The organism is Chitinispirillales bacterium ANBcel5 (assembly GCA_029688955.1).
In the GTDB taxonomy this organism is placed as follows: Bacteria; Fibrobacterota; Chitinivibrionia; order Chitinivibrionales; family Chitinispirillaceae; genus Cellulosispirillum; species Cellulosispirillum alkaliphilum.
This window is the reverse complement of the sequence record JARUKZ010000023.1, coordinates 36,315-60,416: the sequence shown is the minus strand read 5'-3', so window position 1 is coordinate 60,416 and position 24,102 is coordinate 36,315. Positions and strand designations below refer to the sequence as shown.

The 24,102-nt window shown below is 43.1% G+C and carries 19 protein-coding genes; 13 read left to right on the top strand and 6 right to left on the bottom strand.

Annotation, left to right across the window (positions count from 1 at the left end; all coding sequences use genetic code 11):
- Positions 1-4: 4 nt before the first annotated feature.
- The 5 genes from QA601_12725 to QA601_12705 all read right to left on the bottom strand — a co-directional run bounded on the left by QA601_12725 (position 5) and on the right by QA601_12705 (position 7,048).
- Positions 5-3,784: a phosphoribosylformylglycinamidine synthase gene (locus QA601_12725; GenBank protein MDG5815948.1), complete on the bottom strand. Its 3,780-nt coding sequence runs from the start codon at positions 3,782-3,784 to the stop codon at positions 5-7.
- A gap of 268 nt (positions 3,785-4,052) precedes the next feature.
- Complete coding sequence (locus QA601_12720; GenBank protein MDG5815947.1) at positions 4,053-4,763, bottom strand: hypothetical protein; 711 nt, start codon at positions 4,761-4,763, stop codon at positions 4,053-4,055.
- Positions 4,756-5,307, bottom strand: coding sequence for a hypothetical protein (locus QA601_12715; protein MDG5815946.1), 552 nt, complete (start codon positions 5,305-5,307; stop codon positions 4,756-4,758). The genes QA601_12720 and QA601_12715 overlap by 8 nt, the downstream gene beginning before the upstream one ends.
- A gap of 94 nt (positions 5,308-5,401) precedes the next feature.
- Positions 5,402-5,887: a hypothetical protein gene (locus QA601_12710; GenBank protein ID MDG5815945.1), complete on the bottom strand. Its 486-nt coding sequence runs from the start codon at positions 5,885-5,887 to the stop codon at positions 5,402-5,404.
- Between the two features lie 132 nt (positions 5,888-6,019).
- The gene (locus QA601_12705; GenBank protein ID MDG5815944.1) at positions 6,020-7,048 is read right to left on the bottom strand and encodes a hypothetical protein; all 1,029 of its coding nucleotides are present in this window, start codon (positions 7,046-7,048) and stop codon (positions 6,020-6,022) included.
- A gap of 229 nt (positions 7,049-7,277) precedes the next feature.
- Between QA601_12705 and QA601_12700 the strand changes: the two genes are divergently transcribed.
- The 13 genes from QA601_12700 to QA601_12640 all read left to right on the top strand — a co-directional run bounded on the left by QA601_12700 (position 7,278) and on the right by QA601_12640 (position 22,766).
- The gene (locus QA601_12700) at positions 7,278-8,603 is read left to right on the top strand and encodes a CCA tRNA nucleotidyltransferase (protein ID MDG5815943.1); all 1,326 of its coding nucleotides are present in this window, start codon (positions 7,278-7,280) and stop codon (positions 8,601-8,603) included.
- A 153-nt stretch (positions 8,604-8,756) separates the two neighbouring features.
- The gene (gene rimP, locus QA601_12695; protein ID MDG5815942.1) at positions 8,757-9,218 is read left to right on the top strand and encodes a ribosome maturation factor RimP; all 462 of its coding nucleotides are present in this window, start codon (positions 8,757-8,759) and stop codon (positions 9,216-9,218) included.
- 23 nt (positions 9,219-9,241) lie between these two features.
- A complete protein-coding gene (gene nusA / locus QA601_12690) occupies positions 9,242-10,621 on the top strand; it encodes a transcription termination factor NusA (GenBank protein MDG5815941.1) in 1,380 nt (459 codons plus the stop codon).
- A 170-nt stretch (positions 10,622-10,791) separates the two neighbouring features.
- Entirely contained in the window at positions 10,792-13,254 is a 2,463-nt protein-coding gene (infB, locus tag QA601_12685; protein ID MDG5815940.1) for a translation initiation factor IF-2, read from the top strand.
- A 62-nt stretch (positions 13,255-13,316) separates the two neighbouring features.
- On the top strand, positions 13,317-13,676 hold the full coding sequence (gene rbfA / locus QA601_12680; GenBank protein MDG5815939.1) for a 30S ribosome-binding factor RbfA: 360 nt from the start codon (positions 13,317-13,319) through the stop codon (positions 13,674-13,676).
- Entirely contained in the window at positions 13,663-14,616 is a 954-nt protein-coding gene (locus QA601_12675) for a bifunctional oligoribonuclease/PAP phosphatase NrnA (GenBank protein ID MDG5815938.1), read from the top strand. Before rbfA ends, QA601_12675 begins: the two co-directional genes overlap by 14 nt.
- A 4-nt stretch (positions 14,617-14,620) precedes the next feature.
- Positions 14,621-15,496, top strand: a complete 876-nt coding sequence (truB, locus tag QA601_12670; protein ID MDG5815937.1) for a tRNA pseudouridine(55) synthase TruB — start codon at positions 14,621-14,623, stop codon at positions 15,494-15,496.
- An 8-nt stretch (positions 15,497-15,504) separates the two neighbouring features.
- Entirely contained in the window at positions 15,505-16,455 is a 951-nt protein-coding gene (gene ribF, locus QA601_12665; protein MDG5815936.1) for a riboflavin biosynthesis protein RibF, read from the top strand.
- Positions 16,446-16,715, top strand: a complete 270-nt coding sequence (gene rpsO / locus QA601_12660) for a 30S ribosomal protein S15 (protein ID MDG5815935.1) — start codon at positions 16,446-16,448, stop codon at positions 16,713-16,715. Before ribF ends, rpsO begins: the two co-directional genes overlap by 10 nt.
- A 196-nt stretch (positions 16,716-16,911) precedes the next feature.
- Positions 16,912-18,981, top strand: coding sequence for a polyribonucleotide nucleotidyltransferase (locus tag QA601_12655; protein ID MDG5815934.1), 2,070 nt, complete (start codon positions 16,912-16,914; stop codon positions 18,979-18,981).
- A gap of 103 nt (positions 18,982-19,084) precedes the next feature.
- A complete protein-coding gene (gene dut / locus QA601_12650) occupies positions 19,085-19,537 on the top strand; it encodes a dUTP diphosphatase (GenBank protein ID MDG5815933.1) in 453 nt (150 codons plus the stop codon).
- Positions 19,538-19,555: 18 nt separating this feature from the next.
- Positions 19,556-21,466 (top strand): ABC-F family ATP-binding cassette domain-containing protein, encoded by a 1,911-nt coding sequence (locus QA601_12645; protein MDG5815932.1) that lies wholly within the window; start codon positions 19,556-19,558, stop codon positions 21,464-21,466.
- Positions 21,467-21,557: 91 nt separating this feature from the next.
- On the top strand, positions 21,558-22,766 hold the full coding sequence (locus tag QA601_12640; protein MDG5815931.1) for an SPASM domain-containing protein: 1,209 nt from the start codon (positions 21,558-21,560) through the stop codon (positions 22,764-22,766).
- 432 nt (positions 22,767-23,198) lie between these two features.
- Here the strand turns inward: QA601_12640 and QA601_12635 are convergent, their stop codons facing one another.
- A complete protein-coding gene (locus QA601_12635) occupies positions 23,199-23,966 on the bottom strand; it encodes a hypothetical protein (protein MDG5815930.1) in 768 nt (255 codons plus the stop codon).
- Positions 23,967-24,102: the final 136 nt, after the last annotated feature.

Genomic DNA, 24,102 nt, shown 5'->3' with positions numbered 1-24,102 from the left:
GTTGTTAGCCGAAATACTCAATCCCGGATTCAAACAGAAGCTGATCTTTATTACCGTAAATGTTCTTTCCGACCCATTCTCCCTTACGTTCTGAGTGACCCATTTTACCCAAAACGCGACCATCGGGACTCGAAATTCCTTCAATAGCCGAACAGGATCCATTGCAGTTCCCATTCATCCCGGCCTCATACTCACCTAAACAATTTACGTAGGTGGTAATGATCTGACCATTTTGGGCCAGCGTATCGATCTGCTCAGAAGAAGCGATGAAACGTCCCTCACCATGGGAGATAGGTACCGCATGAACATCACCTACTGAGACTTTTGAAAGCCAGGGAGAGTTAACTGAACAAATTTTTGTATAGGCCATTCTGGAAATGTGGCGCCCTATGGTATTGAAGGTAAGTGTAGGGCTGTTTTGATCGATATCACATATCTTTCCCCAGGGCACAAGTCCAAGCTTTATAAGCGCCTGAAAGCCGTTACAGATTCCAAGCATAAGCCCGTCCCTTTTTTCAAGTAACTCTGTGACAGAGTCTTTTATGTGCGGGTTACGGAAAAAGGAGGTGATAAACTTACCTGAGCCATCCGGTTCATCACCGGCACTAAAACCACCGGGGATCATGATTATCTGAGCAGAGGAGATTTTTTTGACCATCTCATCGATCGATTTATCTACATCTTCACTCTTGCAGTTCTTCAGTATAAACAGTTCGCATTCACCACCCGCTTTTTCAAAGGCTCGTACCGTATCGTACTCACAGTTTGTCCCTGGAAAAACGGTAACCAAAACTCTTGGTTTAGCAATTTTAGTTGTGGGCCTGAGAGTACTGTGCTTTGTTTGGGATACAGGGGTTACCGTTTCGTTACACTGTGAAGAGATCACATCGGAAGGGAAAACAGAATCAAGTGGGCGTTCCCACTCTGAATAGAGTTTATCGATTTGAATCTCAAAATTTTCACCCCTGATTGTCTTCTCTTCTGTAGTTTGCCCAAGTACACTGTAAGAACAATTGTTAAACAGTGTATCGATGTCAGCGCCCTGGTTCACTTCAAGAACCATGCTTCCATACTCCGGCAAAAAGAGCGTTTCTGTAGTAAAGCTGCCTTGAAATGTCGCACCGATACGGTTACCGAAACACATCTTTGCAACAGATTCAGCTACACCACCCGCACCCACAGTGTGCGCACTGATCACATCACCACTATGAATTAACTCTGTGACTTTGGAGAAATGTGTTTTCAGTTTATCGAAATCAGGCATTTCCTCGTTATCCCTGGGTGAGGATAAGAGCACAATCTTTGAGCCTGCTTTTTTGAATTCAGGAGAAATAGTTTTGGACACATCTACAGGAGCAATTGCAAACGCTACCAGAGTTGGCGGTACATGCATATCTCTAAAGGTACCAGACATACTGTCTTTTCCACCAATCGCGGCAGTACCAAGCTTAATCTGTGCCAGATATGCACCCAAAAGAGCTGCAAAGGGTTTTCCCCACTTGCTCTCATCGTTACCGAGCTTTTCAAAGTATTCCTGCAGTGTCAGGCGGGCTCTTTTGTAGTCAGCCCCACTTACAACCAGCTTAGCCACCGCATCCACAACGGCATAAACCGCACCATGAAATGGGCTCCAGGTAGACAGGTGAGGGTTAAACCCGTAGCTCATTGCTGTTCCGGTTGTGGTTTCACCTTCAAGCAGTGGTAATTTGGCCACCATACACTGTGTGGGAGTTGCCTGGTATTTTCCCCCAAAGGGCATAAGAACGGTTGAAGCCCCTATTGAGCTGTCAAACATTTCTATAAGTCCCCTCTGACTGCAAACATTTAAGTCCTTTAGAGTATCGAACCATGCATCGGTCAGGTCAGTGGGCTTTTGGGTGATTGTTTTGCCGAAAAAAGAGGTTTCTTCAGGAGCGGTTACCTTCACCTTTGTACTCTGTAAAACGCCGTTGGTGTCGATAAAGTCGCGGCTGAGATCAACGATTCGTTTTCCCCGCCATTGCATTCTAAGGCGTTTTTCCTCTGTTACCGAAGCGACAACCGCACACTCAAGGTTTTCAGCATCCGCGAATGAAACCAACTTTTTTAAGTTTGCCGGATCTATCACCACTGCCATACGCTCCTGGGATTCGGATATGGCCAGCTCTGTTCCATCGAGCCCATCATATTTTTTAGGAACAGCATCCAGGTCGATAGTAAGCCCCGGAGCCAACTCCCCTATGGCCACCGACACCCCACCTGCGCCAAAATCATTGCATCGCCTGATCATTTTACTGACCTGTGGGTTTCTGAACAGGCGCTGAATTTTTCGCTCTGTTGGCGGATTTCCCTTTTGTACCTCAGCACTGCAGCTTTCAATCGACTCTTCGGTGTGTTCTTTTGATGAACCGGTAGCTCCGCCACAGCCATCACGGCCTGTTCTTCCCCCCAGAAGAACAACAATATCCCCTGGTTCAGGAACTTCTCTGACTACATTTTCCTTTGGAGCAGCACCTACCACAGCGCCAATCTCCATTCTCTTAGCCATATACCCTTCATGGTACACCTCCGAAACGAGTCCGGTTGCCAGCCCTATCTGATTACCATAGGAGCTGTAGCCATGAGCCGAAAGGGTGGTGATTTTTCTTTGGGGTAATTTGCCGGGCAGCGTTTCTTCAACAGCAGTTCTTGGATCGGCTGAGCCAGTTACACGCATTGCCTGGTACACATATGAGCGCCCTGAGAGCGGATCTCTGATTGCTCCCCCTAAACAGGTGGCAGCACCTCCAAAGGGTTCAATTTCGGTGGGATGGTTGTGAGTCTCATTTTTAAACATCACAAGCCACTCCTCTGTTCGCCCATCAATTTCAACCGGCACCGAAATGCTGCAGGCATTTATCTCCTCTGAAGCATCCAGATTATCAAGAACACCACGCTTTCTAAGCTCTTTCATGCCGATAGTTGCAATATCCATAAGGCAAATATCTTTATTCTTCTGCCCATACATATACGTTCTTGAGCTTTTGTAGGCTTCAAGGGCACTGCTGAGCGGTTGGTTAAATTTTCCCTGCTCAATGTGCATTTCATCTATTCGGGTAAGAAATGTGGTATGGCGACAATGATCGGACCAGTAGGTATCAAGCATCCTTACTTCAGTTATGGTCGGATCACGCTTTTCTGTATCCCTGAAGTACTGCTGGCAAAATTTAACATCCTCATCCTTCATTGCCAGTCCAAGATCAGTACGCAATTCACTCAGTTTTTCATCATCCATGGAGATAAATCCGCTGACCGTTTGGACATCAGGGGGAGTTTCAGCACAGGTTTTAAGTGATGCTGGTTTATCCAGTAAAGCTTCTCTGGAATCGACCGGATTGATACAATAGCTCTTTATCGTTTTGAACTGCTGATCTGATAGTTTCCCACTAAGCACTATCACCTGAGCGGTATTTATGGCGGGTCTGTTTCCATGAGTGAGCAACTGGATACACTGCGATGCGCTGTCAGCCCTCTGATCATACTGCCCGGGAAGGTACTCAACGGCAAACTTCCTCTCTCCCGGTGCGGTTTCAAATGTCTCATCATAAACCGTATCCACAGGTGGCTCAGAGAAAATCGACTCACGCGCTACTGAATACTCCTGATCTGAAATCCCCTCAATATCGTAGCGATTGAGAACACGTACATCTTTAAGCCCATCGATTCTTAGGTTTTCTTTTAGATCACGGTAAAGATTATCTGCGAATATGTCGTAACCTTTTTTCTTCTCTACAAAGATACGCCTGACAGTTTCATTCAAAGACATCCTGAAATCCCTTCAATTCAAATTCCAAAAAACCTTCTGATTCGTTCCGGTATGTGCAGTTATGATAAGGTGTTATATATAACTATTAACCTATCGCCCATCCACTTCAAAAAGAGGGCGAACAGCTGTGGTATACCGCAAAAGAGAGTAAAAATAAGTATTTCCCTCAATAGATAGTGCTAAATAAAGGATGATCTTAGGTCTTTAGGTATGGTGCTATAAAGAAACGGTGCAAATGGCCCTCTAAAAAGAGGGGCAGCTTTAAGCATTAAAGGCCCTGCATACGAATCAGATCCATCTGTCTGTTCACTTCTCTCTCAAGATCCAGGGAAACGGCAGAGAGTTTATAATCGAAGCGTTGCTGAGGGGCGGCTATATTAATAGAGAAGATAACCCGTGTTTTGGGAAAGTCCCATCTGGCATAAGCAGCAGTGACTATTCTCTGATAAAAGGCATAGGGGTGATATCTAAGATTCCACTGCTCCTGTCTGAGATAGGCATCAAGGCGGGTAAAAGCCAACCGCGGATCGAGGCCTCTGAAAATTGGTTTTCTTTTTCCATATTTTTTTCTTAGAAGCGAGTAGATGTCCTGGGTAAAGAGAAGTGAAGTATTTCGTATGGCGTTATAATATTCATTTACGCTTCGGTATACGTTGAAATTATAATCGAAATTTTCAAGCTCTTCAAATTCAAATACAACGGTCGCCTGGAAAAATTGCTGCTGGTAGAAATAGTAACGTACATTTGCGGGGTACCCGGCCACTTCGTTATCTACGCTAAAAACCTCGATCTCCATCTGTTGGGGAAATTCATCTGCAACAGGGTCGGGCTGCCACTGGGGTATCTGAGCGATCTGCTGAACCTCCTCCGGGGTACTTCCCCAGGGTACATCATTAAAGCCCTGGGGCGTGTTTTGTGCCTGCGGAGCATACATATTGGCAACAAGGAGAAGTATGGTGATCAGTTGAAACTTACTCATCAATTCGCCCCTTTATACTACCACTGTGAATTTCCAGCTCTCTGGCATGAGTCCCGGGTACAGAAGCAGTTCTGACATAAAACTCTTCCAGTTCAATCATTCCACCTGGTTTTGGCTGAAATGTATTTATTTTAGCCTGAATGATATTTTCCGATACCTGAGGGTAGGATGGATGTACTGTGTAAGTAGCGTTTGTGTTATGATATCTGGCCATATGCAACAGTATATGGTCATTTCCAATGATTGAACCTTCAACACCGGGCCATATATCAATCCGTAGCAGATCGCCGGAGCGCATGGTGTTTTCTTCAGAGAAGGAATCGCAGAAAAAATAGAGACGGACGGTGTCACCGGAAAGCTCAGAAGTGTTGGGCCAGCGGCAATTTCCATTAAACTCTTTGTAATACCCGTTGATATAACCGCTGAAAATTGCCGGTGGCTTGTAGAAACACAAGCTATTGGGCCCAAGGCCGTTACAGGTCCACAGAAAAGTTACTGTGGTAATAAAAATAATTGTTTTTTTATCTGATCCAGTCACGTTCATTCAGTCCAAAGCAGCCGTTATTCAATGATTTATTCTCTATATCGGCTTTTCGAACTGTTTTCTTTAGAAAGTAAGTGGATATTCAGACCCGGTTTCAGGACTTCTTTTTGCTCCCCATCTTTCTGAACTGAACAATTTTATCTTCAGTATTTTCTTCAGCACCGGTTGTTGGAGTCTCTTTTATCTCACCCTTACTAACGGTGGAAGTTTGTAAGGCATTTTGGATGCCCACTTTAACGATTCTGATTTCTCTGCTTCTGTCGGGATTTTGGAATCTCCCTTTGACTACATGCGGTGGTTGCAGTTTGATCACCTGTTGCTCGGGAGGGAAATTTTGCAGAGAGACAAAGTGCATCCAGAGCCACTTCCCTGCTGGTTTTGCATCTTCATCCAGGGTGTAGCCTGTGCAGAGGCCATAGCCACCAAATCCCCAGCCCTCTTCCTCAGACAACACCTTTTCCTCTGTTGTTTCCCGGATGAGAAGACAGAACAGATCTCCTTCATGTGGAAAATCGGTAGCTTCATCCGCTGGTATGTAGCGGGCTGCCAGATCGATAATCTCTTCTTTGGATAAACCCATATATATTCCTGTTTTTAGAGTGATAATTTTTTTAAGAAGGAAGATTTTCTAAACAATGCTTACTGCATAACAGTTGCGAGGGAAGAGGCAGACCAGAGAGTCTGGTCTGCCCTTTTTTGTGTTACTTATGTACTATCTGAAATACTTTGCTGAATAATGGTTACCATTTTCATAAGTGAGCTTCTTGATTGGTGCGCGAGGTCTTGGGAAAGTTAATGTGTACTGTTCCTCTCTCTCCTGTTTTACAAAATCGGGTTCCATCTTCATTGCCCTTGCCTTATACTCTCTTCCATCGGTATCAACCAGTGCGAAATGAGGAGCACGCATACGCAGCGGGTTATAGGAGTAGTTATAGATATTAACCATAGCAACGGTGTTGTTCCCTCTGTTCTGAATTGCAGGAACAGCCAGCAGAATATCATACTCATTCACACTTCTAAAAAGCAGTGTATCGGTATAGTGAGTGATAACGCTGGGATAGGCAGAGTAGAAGGAGATGTTTTCCTTTCTGACATCACTAAGTAGTTTTTCTGCATCGGATAAAGTACTGTCAAAATAAAGAGCAGCCTGAACATAATACTCAGCTCTTATAAGAGCCCTTTCATCTTCGTCCTTTTTACCCTGCTCAAAGTACATTTTTGCCATATCCAGATTTTCTCTGGCTACCTCACCGATGATGTTGCTTCTTTTCTGCTCTATGGGAGCGGTGTTGCTGGCAACACTCAATGCGTTATCGATGTATTCGAGTGCAAAGTTGTATTGTTCTTTTGCTATAGATGAATCAGCCATCTGCATGATAAACATAGCATAATCTTGCCTAAGCTCTGGTTCAACGTCATCTTTAAGCTGTGCTTCGATATCTTCCATGAGCAAAGGAATAGCATCAAAGTCCATTCCACCTTCAGTAAGAACCATTTGAGCACGTATCAAAGCCATCTCAATGAATCTGTTTCTTAGTCGTGTGCTTACATTGTCCGGGTTTTCCTGAATAGCCCTGCGAAAACTCATGAATGCTACCTTTTCGTGCTCCATTTGTTCTGCACCCTGAGTTCTTTGGGCCTGATTATAAGCCCTGTTTCCTCTGGACTCATGGGGCGAACCACACCCGATTAAAAGTGTCAAAGCGGTTAAACCAAGGATAAGTGAGTTAAAAAGTTTCATGACCCCTCCGTTTGCTGTATAAAATAATAGTAATTATGCCTGATTTTTGCAGGATAAATCTAAAGATGCATTTTTCGCTATGGCAATGTCAATAACTATAATATATTATTTGCCCACCCCAGTTTAGCTTAATGGTGGTATTTAGTTATAAACGGTTCGCTATGCATTAAATTTGATACAATTGCCCTTTAAAAAAGGGGTTTAAACAGTTAGAAAGAGTCCGCATTTTATGAAAAACTACTCTGCTGATGAGCAGCTCCAAGCCGCAACCCATATTTTAACCACACTTATCGAGCATGGCTATCAGGCACTGATTGCAGGAGGATATGTACGGGACCTGGTAATGCAGCAGGGTGAAAAAAGTGATATCGATATAGCCACGGATGCAACGCCGGCAACGATTACCGGCCTCTTTTCTCAGACCATAGCAGTAGGGGAACAATTTGGCGTCATAGTGGTTATTCAAAACGGTATTCCCTTTGAAGTAGCTACGTTTCGTTCAGATGTGGGTATAAAGGATGGCCGCCACCCTGTGAATGTGGTTTTTACTGACGCACAAACCGACGCACAACGACGCGACTTCACCCTTAATGGTATGTTTTACAACCCCTTCACCCAACAGATTATTGATTACGTGGATGGTAGAAGCGACATATCCCATGGACTTATACGGGCCATAGGCGATCCACCAAGTCGTTTCAGGGAAGATTATCTACGTCCCTTACGAGCCATACGCTTTGCGGCCCGTTTTTCATTTACCATAGAGGATAACACCTGGCAAGCGCTTAGGGATGCAGCTTCAGGTGTCGATTCAATCTCCCCGGAGAGAGTTTTCTCTGAAGTGGATAAAATGCTCAGGCAGCCAAATCCGCACCTCTCAGTTAAACTGCTCTATGAAAGTGGCCTCCTGGCACATATTCTTCCTGAAGTTGAATCGCTTTGGGGCATAGAGCAACCGCCCCAGTTTCATCCCGAAGGAGATGTTTTTGCTCACACGTTAAAAGCACTCAGCCTTATGCCCCCAAAACCCTCTTCAACACTTGCATGGGCTGTTCTTCTCCATGATATCGGTAAACCACCAACTATGAGTGTAAGTGATCGAATACGCTTTAATAACCATCACCATGTAGGGGCACAGATGAGCCACAAAGTGCTAAAACGTCTAAGGGCCCCCAATGTACTAATTGAGCAGGTCAGTACTATGGTCGAAAACCACATGAATTTCATGAATGTAACCAAAATGCGCCTCTCTACCTTAAAAAAGTTTCTTTCCCGGCCAACAATCACCGAAGAGCTTGAGCTTCATAGGGTCGACTGTCTTTCCAGCCATGGAGATCTGTCCAACTACTTTTTTATAAAAGAGAAGCTTTCGGACTTTGAGGTGCAGCAGATAAAACCACCCGCTCTTCTTTCCGGCAAAGATCTCATTGAGCTTGGACTGAAGCCCGGCCCCCTGTTTGGAGAGATTCTTGGGGAGCTATATGATATGCAACTGGAGGAACAACTCTTCTCTAAACAACAGGCCCTTGAAATCGTAAGGGAAAAGTGGGGTTAAGCAGATATAGTATTTGACTTTATTTCCAAACTTAATATTGTTAAATTTAGTAGCAGCTATTATTTTTCATAGATTACAGAGTTTTTCGACTCAAATCGGGCTTTTATGCCCGTTTTTGTTATCAGGTCACTTTTTTGCATCAAGGTTTTAGTTTTGGAAACAGTTGAACGCATTACTCCATTAGTTACGAGTAAGCTTGAAGAGCTTGGACTTGAGCTTTATGAGCTGCGTTTTTTCCATGCTGGCAAACGTTCGATTCTTCGAGTCACTATAGACAGCCCTGAGGGGGTAAAGATACGTGACTGTGAGCAGGTAAGCAGAGAGCTTTCAGAGCTTCTTGATGCAAACAACTTCTCTGCCAACCGGCCCTATAACCTTGAGGTCTCCTCGCCTGGTATCGATCGTCCTTTAAAAACTGAGCGGGATTTTAACAGGATTAAAGGCAGAGATGTAGTAGTGCATGTGAGCCAGCCTATTGAAGGGAAAAAGAGTATTAGGGGAAAAGTTATTGGCTGTGAGGGCAACAAATTGGTGTTGGAAAACGAACATAATACCATGGTGGAAATTCCTCTCTGCGATATATTGAGCGGCAGAGAAGAGATCCGATTCAAGTAAATTGGAAGGATGTCTGGTTTAAAATGAAAAAGAAAAGCAGAAATGAGGCTCTGAAAGCCTCCGACATTGTAAACTCAATCAGTGTGGTAACCAAAGAGAAAAGTATCAGCATGGATTTGGTTCTGGATACCATGAAAGATGCACTTGCCACCGCAGCCAAACGATATCTTGGCAAGCCTGCAAATGTCGAGGTTAAGATCGATAAGGATAAGGGGACAATAGAAGTTTTTACACGGCAGACAGTGGTAGATTTTGTCGAAGATCCTGAATTTGAGATTGGTCTTGAAGAGGCACGTAACATAGATTCTGTTCTTGAGATCGGTGATGAGCTGATTCAGGATCTTGATGTAGATCTTTTTGGTAGAACTGCTATTCAGACTGCAAAACAGGTGATTGTGCAAAGGGTTCGTGAAGCTGAGCGGGAGAAGGTGTACGCCGATTACAGTGAACGACTGGGTGAACTGGTTACCGGTACTGTTCAGCAGATTGAGAGAGGAAATATTTTAGTCAATCTTGGAAGAACCGAAGCGTTATTACCATATAGAGAGCAGATCAGAAAAGAGCATTATCGTCAGGGAGAAAATATTCGTGCCTGCATTGTAGAGGTTAAAAATAACATTAAAGGACCTCAGGTTATCATCTCCCGCACCAGCCCCGAATTTCTCGCCAGACTCTTTGAGCTTGAAGTTCCCGAAATTTATGACAAGACAGTTAGAATCATTAAGGTTGTGCGAGATCCGGGACATCGTTCAAAGATTGCTGTTACTACCAATGACAGCAGAGTGGACCCTGTTGGTGCCTGTGTAGGGATGCGTGGTAACAGAGTGCAGGCTATTGTTCGTGAACTCTCAAACGAGCGCATAGACATTATTAGCTGGACCGAGGAAATTTCACTTCTGGTTAGAAGAGTGTTTGCACCTGCGGAAGTAAAAAGGGTAATTCCGGTAGGTGATCATAAAATTGTGGTGGTTATAAGAGAAGAAGACCTTGCTCAGGCTATAGGACGTGAGGGGCAAAACATCCGTCTTGCGTCAAAAATGCTTGACCGGGAAATTGATGTCTTTGGGGATCAGGAGTTTGCGTCTCTGACAGAAGAGCAGAAAGAGGAAGCGCTTAGTGAAACCCCCTCTGCTCCTGTTGATCAAATGGGTGAGGAGGTAGAGACCGATCTACCAATTAACGAACCAGATGAAGAGGTTACCTACGACGAAGCGTATGACGATATGCGTGAGGAGGCACGCGGAGAACGGTTCGAGCAAAATGATAATGAAGAGAATCCAACTCAGGATACTATAATAGAAGGTGCTGTAAGTTCACTGTCTGAGTCAGACGAGGACGCCGATTCAGCAATTGATGAAGCAAGCGAGAACAAGGAAGGTAATGAAGCCGGCTCTTCCCTGTAATAACGATTTGCAGATGTTTAGATATGCGTGTTGTCTATACCGGCTCGCTTAACAGTTTAAAAGTGCAGGAACTGAAGCTTATGTAATTAAAAAGCAATCTGTTACGAAAAAGATGCCCGATAATTACTATTCAGACTTGCCGGCGGTCAAAAGATGAGAGGTTAAAAGGAATGGCTAAAGAGAAAGTTTACAAACTTGCACAAGAATTCAAGGTCTCAAGCGAGGCTCTGGTACAGATGTTACGAGGAATGGGAATAGCTGTAAAAAGCCACATGAGTACTGTGGATGAGAGTTTGCGTGATGAGGTAAAGAAAAAATTTGAGCAAGAACGTGCAGAAATAAAAAAACAGTACGAACGAAAAAAGAAGCTCCTTACCAAAGCAAAGGAAGAGCTGGCTGAAAAGCAGCAGGAACAGGAAAAGAAAAAGGAAGCTGCTGAGGCAAAGGCAAAAAAAGCTAAAGAAACGGCTGTAAAGAAAACCAAACCAGCTCCAGCTAAACCCTTTTCACAAAAACGGGAAAAAGATGAGCAAGCGGACAAAAGAGCCCAGACTCAACAAAAACCCCGTATTAGAAAGTATCACGAAAAAGAATCCTGGGCTAAAGGAAAATTTACCCCTTCTCCGGCCCCAGCTGCAGAGAAAGGTAAAACTGAAGTACCGGGAGTTACTAATGCACCGCCCAGTGCAAAACCTGATACTGCTAAAAAGGATAAAGGAAAGAAAAAATCCAAAAGAAGGGGTGAACGTCCCGAAATTAAAGAAGGTGAACTGAAAGCTAATGTTAAAAAGACGCTTGCGCGTATAGGCTCCGGAGCATCTAAAAAGAAATATAAAAAGGAAGAAGCACTAAAACCGGAAGCTGTGCTGCAGGAAGAGCGTCCGATTTTAAATGTTGCAGAGTTTGTTACTGCTAATGAGCTTTCGAACATGATGAATGTGCAGCCTTCTGATGTCATTGCTAAGTGCCTTGAACTCGGCCTTTTTGTGACTATCAACCAGCGCCTTGACTTTGAAACTATAGAGCTTGTTGCAGATGAGTTTGGCTACAATGCTCAACTTATGAGTGAGTATGCGGCGGAAACTGAGCTCGAAGAGGAAGCTGATAATCCCGAAGATAGAGAACCCCGTGCTCCTATAGTCACCGTAATGGGGCATGTTGACCATGGAAAGACTTCCCTACTTGATTACATTCGTAAGGAAAATGTGATTTCGGGTGAAGCCGGAGGTATTACACAACATATTGCAGCTTACGAAGTTCATACCAAAAATGGTTCTGTAACATTCCTTGATACTCCTGGTCATGAAGCCTTTACTGCTATGCGTGCACGTGGTTCACAAATAACCGATGTCATTGTTCTGGTGGTTGCTGCAGATTCAGCCGTTATGCCTCAAACAAGAGAGGCTATCGATCATGCCAAAGCGGCTAATGTACCTATCGTGATAGCAATTAACAAAACTGACCTGGCCTCAGCTAATGTGGAAAAAATCAAATCTGAACTCGCTCAGTATAACGTAATAGTCGAAGAATACGGTGGGCAGACATCGTGTATAGAGATCTCCGCAAAAACCGGTAAGGGAATCGATAAGCTTCTGGAAGTTCTTGCCCTCGAAACAGAGATACTCGAACTTAAAGCTAACCCTAAAGGCAAGGCACATGGTGTTGTGATTGAATCAGAACTAGACAGAGGAAAAGGTCCTATTGCTACAATACTGATTCAGCGGGGTACACTAAAAAAAGGTGATGCTTTCGTTACAGGAATCCACAACGGGAGAGTACGTGAGTTGTATAACGAACGTGGTAAACCTGTTGAAAAAGCGACACCAAGCCAACCAGTTCTTGTACTTGGTTTAACCGGAACACCTCAGGCTGGTGACTCCTTCAGAGTGGTGGAGGATGAAAAGGAAGCGCGTGAAATCAGCGGACGTCGTCGTCTGGCACAGAAAGAACGAGAATTAAGAAAAATTGGCTCCGTCTCATTGGATCATCTCTATGAGCAAATTAAGGCCGGGGATGTCCAGAACTTAAACCTGATTATTAAAGGTGACGTGGATGGGTCTGTTGAAGCACTTGCCGCCTCTCTTGAAAGATTAAGTACCGAAGAGATTAAGGTGAGAGTTATTCACAAAAGTGTGGGTGCCATAAAAGAAACCGACATCCTTCTGGCAGCTGCTTCAAATGCACTTATTATTGGCTTTCACCTGAGCCCTAATACAAAAATTCGTGAAATGGCTAAACGTGAAGGTGTTGAAATCAGAACCTACAGAATTATCTACGAAGTTGTGGATGATGTACATAATGCCATGGAGGGTATGCTTAAACCCGAAATTAAGGAAAACATCCTTTCTGAAGTTGAAATCAGAAAAGTGTTTAAGATATCGAAACTCGGTACTATTGCAGGGTGTTATGTTGAATCGGGAACCGTGATACGTGGAGCTAAAGCTCGCCTTATTAGGGACGATGTAGAAGTCGCAGAAAGTCGAATCGCAAGCCTTAAGAGAATTCAGGAGGATGTACGCGAAGTAAACAGCGGCTACGAATGTGGTATTACCCTTGAAAAAGTCTCTGATTATCGTGAAGGTGATAGAATTGTAACCTACGAAGAAGTGGAGATCGCCAGAAAACTTTCGTAGCACCCTGTAGCGCTCAATCTTTTTTAACCGGCTTTTTAGGGTACTATTGAAAGGAGATAATCATGGCTGCGCCTAATTTTCATAATCAAAGAATTAAAGAAGTACTTCACAGAGAAATCGGTACTGTCATTGCTCACAATCTGCGGGATCCCCGTATTCCGCAGATTGTTACCATTACCGATATAAAACTTGCACAGGACAACCGAAATGCAACTGTTCTGGTAAGTATAATGGATGAAGAGGTGGACAGGTCTGAAGCTGTAGCTGCACTTAATAAAGCTGCTCCGTTTATACAGCGCACCGTTGCCTCACGGGTAACCATGAAGAATTTTCCAAAACTTTATTTTAAAATTGACACATCTATTGAACACAGTCAGCATATCAATATGTTATTAAAAGAAATACAAGATGACCTGGAATAAACTGAATGAAACGATTGAGAGAAATTCAACCTTTTTGATTTCTTCTCACTTAAGTCTCGATGGTGATTGTGTTGGATCACAACTGGCATTTTACTGGTATTTAAACAGTATAGGAAAAACGGTGAAGATGTATTGTTCCGATCCGGTTCCATCCAAGTTTTTGTTTCTACAAAACAGCCGGTTAATTGAAGATCATAAACCAGATGATAGCTTTGATGTATTGATGATTCTTGACTGTTCTAATCCTGCTCGTACCGGATGGCAAGGACAGGAGAAGATTGCCGATACTATCATAAACATAGATCACCATAGAGACAATACACATTTTGGCGCGATTAATCATGTGAATGTAAATGCAGCTGCTACAGGGGAAATCATCTATGATTTCTTTAAAGATAACGGTATCCACTATCCACCGTTTGTCGCCCAGGCTCTTTACACAGCAATAATGACCGATACAGGAGGTTTTCGGTTTTCCAATACCTCCAGTCGTATCCTTCGCAAATGCGCCGACATTTCAGACCAGGGAGCAGATTGTTCTAAAATCTATGAACTGGTCTACTCCTCTCACTCTCAGCAGGGGCTTTTGCTTCAATCAAAAATCTGGTCCACTCTCTCTTTTCACCTTGAAGGTAAGGTGTGTAGTATGAATATGCCTCTAAAGGCAATTGAGGAGACCGGGGCCCTTTACAGTGACTCTGAAGGTATGTCTGATTATACGATCACCGCTAAGGGGGTTGAAGTGGGGATGTTATGTAAACACACTCCTTCTGAGACTCATTTCAGCCTTCGTTCGAAGGGGAAAATAGACGTTGGGCGTATTGCTCAAAAAGTTCCTGGCGGAGGTGGGCACAGTTGTGCTGCAGGGTGTACAATCAAACGTCCTTTTAAGGCTGCACTGGACTACATGCTCTCCATTCTTGAACAGGAGTTAGACTAAGAAGTTGGAAGGTTTTCTTTGTATAGACAAACCCCTCGGTCCGTCATCTTTTGCTGTAACCGCTACAGTTAAAAGAGCATTACAGCTAAAGAAGGTAGGGCACTGCGGAACACTGGACCCCTATGCATCAGGGCTGCTGGTGTTAACTCTTGAGGAGAGTACAAAACTGCTTCAGTATCTACCTTCAGACCCCAAGGTGTATGTGTTTGGGCTAAAGTTTGGTTATACAACCGACACACTGGATCTTCAGGGTAAAGAGACCGGACGAAATGATATAATCCCTCAGGAAAGTGCGCTTTTTTCATCCCTGCCCCATTTTACCGGAACAATTCTTCAAACCCCTCCCCTGTTTAGTGCAATTAAGTATAAGGGTAAACGCGCCTACAAACTTGCACGGGAGGGAGAAGATATTACCCTGCCTCCCAGAGAAGTTGAGATCTTTTCTTTAGAAGTACTTAACTATGACAGGGAGAATGGTGAAGCGCTCATTAAAACCAGTTGCTCCGGTGGGACCTATGTTCGTTCTCTGGCCCGGGATATAGCACAATCACTTGGTACCATTGGTGTAGTATCACAATTGCGTAGAATACAATCAGGTGATTTTACCATAAAAAACGCCATAAAATTAGAATCAATCCAGGATGCGCAAAACTATATTATTCCTACCAGGAGAGTGTTCAGTGATCATGCGGTCACAATAAATAATGACCATAAATCAAAGCTTCTCTTTGGCAAAGATATAGTATTGCCTGAGTTTGAAAGTAAAAAGAGAGATCGCCTTTTTGCGTTCGATGAAGGGATGGGACTTGTCTCAGTTCTTAAAAGGGTTGAGGGGGAACGTTTTCACCCCGAGAAGGTTTTTACCAAAGCGTGCAGGTAATGGATTAAATGAAACTATTGAGATTAGATGATAATTTTACTTCCCTACCCCAAAGTATCGTAACGGTTGGAAATTTTGATGGTGTTCACAGAGGGCACGCGTTACTGTTATCCGAAGTAGTAAAAAGGGCCCGTGAGGCTAATGTATGTAGTGTTGCCGTTACTTTTGATCCACATACCCGCAGTGTAGTATTTCCGGAACTCTCACAGATGACCCTTACGACTCTGGAGGAAAAGGCTGCTTTAATTGAGGGGTTTGGGATTGATTATCTTGTGGTGATTCCCTTCGATAACGAATTTCGGCAGCTAAGTGCCACACAATTTGCTGAGCAAATACTTATAAAAAAGCTCAATGCCCTTGGCTGGGTCATGGGAGAGGGGCATTCTGTAGGAAAGAATCATAGTGGCGGCAAAAATTTTTTGCACCAGGTAATGAGCAAATACCATATTAATACATTTGTCGTGAGTCTGTATAAGCAGGATGAAACCGTAATTTCATCTACCCAGATTCGCAAACTGATAATTGAGGGGAAGATACAAAAAGCTGTTGAAGGGTTAAGTCACCCTTATTTGATTACTGTATCACGTGTGGAAGGCACAAAAACCGGTACAAAGCTTGGATATCCAACTCTTAATTTCAGAAAACCGTCTTCGCAGAAAGTTATTCCACCCGCAGGGGTATATGCGGCAGAACTGGAATTCAAAGATCGGAAAGTTCAGGGGGCTCTTTATTTTGGTAATTGCCCTACTTTCTCAAACCGTGATATCCATTTTGAGTTTCATGTGTTTGAGTTTGGAGTGGATGAACCACACTATGGAGAACACTGTAACTTATGGTTACACCGTTTTATTCGCAGTGATATCTCCTTCTCTCAGGAGAGTCAACTAAGTGAACAGATTACTAAAGACATTAACGAAATCAGAGAATATTTTTCACAGGAGACACACTCATGGTCTTGACCAAGGAGCGCAAACAGGAGATAGTCCGGGAATTTGGAAACAACGAAAAAGATACCGGCAATAGTGATGTTCAGATCGCCTTTTTAACCGAACGTATTTCGCATCTTACTGCGCATATGAAAAACAATCCAAAAGATCACCACACCCGCTATGGCCTGCTTAAGCTGGTAGGTCAGAGACGTTCACTTTTAGACTATCTAAAGGCAAACGATATTGAACGATACAGAATCCTTATTAAGAAGCTAAAGATACGTAAATAAGTCCGATTCAGACGCCCGAAAAATTTTCGGGCGTCTGGTGTTTTTAAAACGTTTATAAGAACCCTTCACACATTATGATACCAGTCGGTGCGTATTTTTTTTACTCCCCTTAGTGTTATATCTTGCATTAATCATACGCAATAGAGACCGGGATCTGAATGCCAATAACAATTCTAAATATATGAGGAGTGAATTGATGCCTTACACAAAACAAGAAGCCGATATAGACGGTCTGAAGGTATCCCTGGAAACTGGTAAGCTGGCTAAACAGGCAGATGGTTCTGCTATAGCACGCCTGGGTGATACGATGGTACTTGCTACAGCATGTTCTGGTGGTGAGGTGAGCGCAGATTTTTTTCCGTTATCTGTTGAGTATATTGCAAAAACATATGCAGCTGGTAAATTCCCCGGGGGATTTATTAAACGGGAAGGACGTCCCAGTGAAAAAGAGATTCTTGCAGCACGTCTGGTTGACCGACCGATTCGTCCCCTTTTCCCCAAAGGCTACAGAAACGAAGTTCAGATAATTTGCACCGTTATTTCTGCTGATGACATTTATGATGCAGATGTACTTGCAATCACCGCCGCTTCTACTGCACTGACCATCTCTGAGATGCCGTTTCATGAACCAGTAGCGGCTGTAAGAATTGGCATGGTAGAGGGCAAACTCAAAGTCTTTCCATCGCTTGCGGAAACTGAAGCCGGTCAACTCGACCTGGTTGTGGCAGGAACACAGGATTCAATCATGATGGTTGAAGGGGGTTCTACAGAACTGCCAGAAGAAACATTTGTAGAAGCAATACTTATGGCCCATGAACATATCAAAAAACTGGTAGCCGTGCAGAAGCAAATAGCCGCCGAAACAGGCAAACAGAAGGTTGAATTTGTACCTGCAGAAAAAGATCCTGCGCTGGTAGAAGCCGTAAAGGAACAGGTTAAAGATAAAATTCATGAACCCTGCTTTATCGGCGAAAAGATGGAACGCTCTAAGGCTATGAAAAATCTGCTCAAAGAAGCAACCGAAGCCCTTAGTGAACAGTTTCCTGAATCAGAAGATCAGATCGCTTCCATCTTCTCTGACCTTGAGCGAGAGGATATAAGAAAAACTATCCTCCAAACATCTACACGTATCGCAGGCAGGGGCCTTGATGAGATTCGAAAAATAACCTGCGAATTAGATCTTCTCCCCCGTGCTCATGGAAGCGCGCTTTTTACTAGAGGTGAAACACAGGCCCTCGTTGTTTCTACACTCGGCACAAAACTCGACGAACAACATATCGATAATATTCAGGGTGAATACGATAAATCGTACATGCTCCACTATAACTTCCCGCCTTACTCTGTTGGTGAAGTTAAAAGGATGTTTTCTGTTTCCCGTCGTGAAGTCGGGCATGGACATCTTGCCGAGCGATCGATTTCACCTGTGTTACCTGATGAAAAAAGTTTTCCCTATACCATAAGAGTTGTCTCTGAAATACTTGAATCTAACGGTTCGTCATCCATGGCTTCTGTTTGCGGAGCATCGCTGTCACTTATGGCAACTGGTGTGCCGATCAAAACACATGTTGCCGGTGTAGCTATGGGGCTGATTAAAGAGGGTGATAATGTTGCAATTCTCACCGATATACTTGGCACTGAAGATCACGTGGGTGATATGGATTTTAAAGTAGCAGGTACACGGGATGGAATAACAGCTATTCAGATGGATATCAAAATTGCTGGAATTACTCCGGAAATTATGCATGATGCCCTTGCAAAAGCAAAAGAGGCACGTTTTAAAATTCTTGATACCATGGACGAAGCGATTTCATCCAACCGCAAAGAGCTCTCTATTCATGCTCCACGGATCAGTACGATTACTATCGACAAGGAGAAGATACGAGAAGTTATCGGCCCAAGTGGTAAGGTAATCCGTGATATCCAGGAAACCACCGGAACAACCATTTTTATCGAAGATGATGGTACAATCCAGATAGCGGCCACGAATCGTCAACAACGTGATGCTGCTTTAAACAGAATCAGAGGCATTGTAGCAGAACCGGAACTCAATGCTATCTATGAGGCGACGGTTAAAACAATTGTGGAATTCGGAGCATTTGTTGAGTTTCTGCCTGGTAAAGATGGACTGATCCATATTTCAGAACTTGATACAAAACGGGTAGCAAAAGTAGACGATATACTCCAGGTTGGAGATAAGGTTAAAGTGAAACTGATCGGTTTTGACCGGTTCGGCAAAGTTAAACTAAGCCGCAAAGCACTCCTTTAATACAACAGTCGTAAAGTTTTAGGGGAAGAATCGCTCAAACACGATTCTTCCCTGCTTCTTTTCAAAAGTTTTTACCTGCGTTTCCTGTAAAGAATTACCTAAAATGACCAGACAATATATCTCTGTTAAAAAACTTGATCATGCTGATGGGCTTGCTATTCCCTGTCGTATGACACCCGGCTCAAGTGGCTGTGATATTTCTGCAGCAATAGATAATGATATCTCTCTTGCACCAATGTGCCGGGCCATTGTACCAACCGGGCTGTGTTTTGAAATACCGCAGGGATTGGAGGTACAGGTTCGCCCGCGAAGTGGCCTTGCATTCAAATCGGGTGTGACAGTGCTTAACGCTCCCGGAACTATCGATTCTGACTACAGAGGAGAGGTCAAGATACTGCTGATCAACTTAGGCAATTCTGATTTTGTGATTAAAAGAGGTGATCGTATCGCGCAACTTGTACCTGTTGCTCTCCCCAATGTAGATTTTATTGAACAAGCAGAGATAACCGAAACAACCAGAGGTGCCGGTGGCTTTGGGCATACCGGGCTGCAGTAACATACAGTAAAAAACCATATGATACATTTTCAATCGATTTGCAAACAATACGGCTCTTCGGTTCTTTTCAATGCTGCGTCGTTCTCTTTTAATACTTCCCGCCGCACGGCTCTGTTGGGCAGAAACGGTGCAGGTAAAACTACCATACTCAGAATGATTTCGGGAGTAGAGGAGCCTGACAGTGGTTCTGTAATACTTCCCTCTGATTTAAAGCTGGGTTATCTTGCTCAGGAAGTTGAGATTTTCAACAAATCAACTCCAATGGACATTGTACTTAAACCCTTTCAACATCTCTTAGACTACGAAAAGAGTCTTCAAACTGTATCAGAACAGTTAGAGAGGGGGGATCAGGGTGCAATTGAGAAGCTTGAGAAGCTTGAAAATGAAATGAGCATGATGGATGGCTTTTCACTTAAATCCAGAGCAGAAATGATTCTGTCGGGATTAGGAATAAGTAATGAGCAGTGGAACAAGCCCCTAACCAGCCTTTCGGGTGGATATAAGATGAGAGCTGTTCTGGCACAGCTACTACTTAAAAACCCCGATTACCTTCTCCTTGATGAGCCCACCAACCACCTTGATTTCGATTCTTTGATATGGCTGGAAAAATTTCTCTCCAAATATAACGGGGGGATGCTGATTGTTTCTCATGACCGGGATTTTCTCAACAGAATTACCGATCACACTGCAGAGGTCCAAAACGGGAAAGTAACTGTATATAAGGGTAACTATGATGCTTATGTCAAATTTCGTTCTGAATTCGATACTGCTGAACAAAACAGAATAAAAAACATCGAGGCAAAGATTGCTCAAAAAGAACGCTTTGTGGAACGTTTTAAAGCCAAAGCGACTAAAGCTACTCAGGCACAATCAAGAGTGAAGCAAATAGAGCACCTGAGAGCAGAAATTCCCGATCAGCTGCAAAGTGATAACCAGGAAATCAATTTCTCCTTCTCGATTATAAAACAGTCCGGTTCAGTCCCTCTGAAACTTAAAAATGTTTCTGCCGGATATTCATCCACTATGGTGATTAAAAACTTAAATCTTGAGGTGTTAAGAGGTGAAAAAGTCGCCATTATCGGCCCCAATGGAGCCGGAAAATCAACTCTTCTCAAAGTACTTGCAGGCGCATTGGAAACGGCAGAGGGAAGGTTTGAATTAGGTCACAACACAGATATCAGATATTACGGCCAGCACCAGCTTGACCAGCTTAACCCTGAGATGACACTGCTTGAAACGGTTGCACAAGACACAGTATGTACGGAGAAGAGTTATATCAGAAATATACTTGGAGCGTTTCTTTTTAGTGGTGATTCGGTAGATAAAAAAACGAATGTGCTCTCTGGTGGAGAAAAATCCCGCTTAGTGCTTGCAAAAATACTTGCCAGCCCCGGCAATACACTTCTGCTGGACGAGCCTACCAACCATTTGGATGTAAGCTCAATTGAAATGCTTGCGCGCTCAATGTCACAATTTGAAGGTACCATTCTGTTTGTATCCCATGATGAATTCTTTATCTCCAAAGTAGCAAACAGAATAATTGAGGTACGTCCCAATATGATTCGGGATTTCCCCGGAACACTCCAGGATTACAGGTACTATGTAGAAAGTCTATCTTTGGACACACCAGGTAGTGAGCCACCACAACGATACAGCGCCAAATCAAAGTCCACAGAAAAAGAAAACAGAATAAAAGAGCGTGAAATCAAAAAAAAGCTTACCCGAAGAATAGAAAAACTGGAAAGAGAGATAGAGAACCAGGAAAAGATTGTGGAGAGTGTTGAATTTCACCTAAACAACCCTGAAAACTCTACTAACTTTGAATTTCTAGACTCAAAAACCAACGAGCTTAAAAGTGCCAACAAAGAGCTGGAAACGCTTTTAAAAAACTGGGAAGAAACCAATATAGAGCTGGAAAAGTACCTCTAATATCTTTTTTACCTTTTTTGGTTCTATCCCCTCCCACATTCAAGCAGAATAGAGTATATTAAAAAAAACAAAAAACAGGAGAATGATGCTTATGGCAAAGTTTCAGGGAAAAGCTCTGCTACCCTCAAAGTTTGTTTTATCTCATATTCTACCAGCTCTCTTTCAAGATATAAGGACCTGGAGCATGCTTCCCCGACAGTTACGAAAGTATCTGCCGTCGCGTGATCCTAATTTTGATCTGCCCATTGGTCAAATATCCCTGAGAGTGAATGAAATCTGTAACCTCAGGTGTTCATCCTGTGGTCAATGGGGAGAAAATGGTCATCTGAGATTAAAACTCAACAGGGGTGAGAAGTTAAACCAACTCGATTTCGATGTAGTAAAACGCATTGTGTTTGAAACTCGCAGAGACAATCCATTCTATTATATTTGGGGTGGAGAACCAACCATGTGGAAACCTCTTCTCCCCTTTTTCCAGGAGCTTGCAAAGTATAATCTCAAGGGTTCTCTTGTCACCAATGCACAGGATCTTGATAGAATACTCGAGGATTTGATTGACACCGGCTCACTTTCGGTTCTGTTTTTGAGTCTTGATGGCTGGGACTCTCAATCCCAAAATGTGATGCGATCACCAGCAAATGGAAAAGTTTCCAACAATTTTGAAAAAACTATTGCTGTGATGGAGAAGGCTGATGAGATCAAAAGGAAAAAAAATCTTGTATTCCCTATGATTGTTCCGATTACAGTAATCTCCAATCACAACTATTCTCATTTGGCCGATATACACCGTCTCGTTTTGGATAAGGCACAACTTCACCCCTATTACTATGGATGGTTTATTACCGAAGAACGTGCAAAACTACATGAGAAGGTTTTTGAAGAGCGCTTTGGATACCCGCCACAAAATCATCGTGGATATCTAAAGTCCTGTTTCAATGATGTAGACCCGGCCCAAACAGCAAAACAGATTGAAGAGATCCACAAAATGTCCAAAGGAAGAGTGTGTTATCCCCAGTTCTTTCCGGATATCGAAAGTGAAGCACAGATAAGACGGTACTATTCCGATCACTCCTGGCACTGTGGATACCCAAGATGTGAAAGTATCTACTATGCATGTGAAATTTCCCCTGATGGCAGAATGACCCCTTGCCGTGATTACCAGGACTACACTGTCGGTAATATCAACAACCAGCCCTTTTACGACGTTTGGAACAGCGAAGCTTTTAAGACGTTTCGTATTCAGATGAAAAAAGGGCTCATGCCAGTTTGTACCAGGTGCTGTGGATTGCAGGGGTTCTAAACAAACCGATCATTTTTACATTAGCAGTATTCGGGTCTGAGGTTTAACCCTCAGACTCATTACGCCTCTTAGACCTGGTTTAGGGGGCTTGAAGTGTTGGTGGAAAAAATAAGTGTAAGTGATAAGTAGTGGTTTAAAAAGATTATTTCAACTGCACTGACTATAGTAAAAATATTCCTGTACAAGTTTGTTTTAGCACTATGCTCGCTAGTATAGTGATGAGTTTTATACTACAATTTTCTCACGCTTTAATGCTCTTTTCTGTTCAATGCTCCGGGCTCATCGTTCACAACTATGCACAGATGCAGCCGTCAAAACTTGAATAGTATATTCCCCGTGTATTGGAAGGTGCCATGTATAGCACACAAAAAAAAAGAGGCTATACCTGATGGGTAGTCACCTCTTTTTATGATAAAGTAACTATTTTAGCTATTAATGCACAGGGTCAAAATCAATTGGCAGATCTTCATCGGAATCTGACGGATCATCGGAATCTGACGGATCATCGGAATCTTCATCGCCATCGGTAGGGTCATCTAAATTATCACCACCATCAGAAGAGTCTTCTGAATCCTGTTTATCTGATGGATCTTGAGGATTATTGCCAGAATCTGAATCGGTTTCCTCGTCCCTACGGATTACCTCATCTGTACCTGGTTTTTCAACAACTTCGGCATCATCTGACCATTCAAAAACGACATGACTGAGTGCATGTCGTGCACTAACACTGGTAAGAGCAATTACGAGGTAAGGATCTTCCTGAGTTGGCATTTGAATCAGATTTGCCTTGAATCCCAATTCGTCTTGATAAGCAGGATTTTCTTCTGTAAGAACATAGCTGTCGAAATTGGTCGCTGCCTTGGTAGTTGTAGTAATTGCAGTAAGCTCTCCGGATACCTTTATTCGAAAGAAATCGGTCTGAACCTTTCTATCTTCCCCAAGCCCCTCATCAGCATCTTCGAATTTAATCCATTTTTCACCTTTATACTCAATTACATAGGAAACAACTGATGCCTGAATTTCATCTGAAGACAGTGTTTGGTTGTTTTCTTCCTCCATGTTAAAAATAAATTCATTAACATAACTTAGATAATCGTTTCTGTCTCGTTCACTGTTTGTCATTGGATTATCATCCGAGGAACAGCCACTAAGAATCGCCATAGACAAAAGAGACATTATTAAGATTGAAGCTAATTTCATACACCCTCACTTGGTTTTAGGTTAATTGAGCGTTCTATAATACCTATAAGGTAAGATTACTTTTTTTTGGTTGCTCTAAGAAATTTTGTATCTTTGACACCTTGCTATTTACTGGCAAATTTATCCGTTAAGAGGT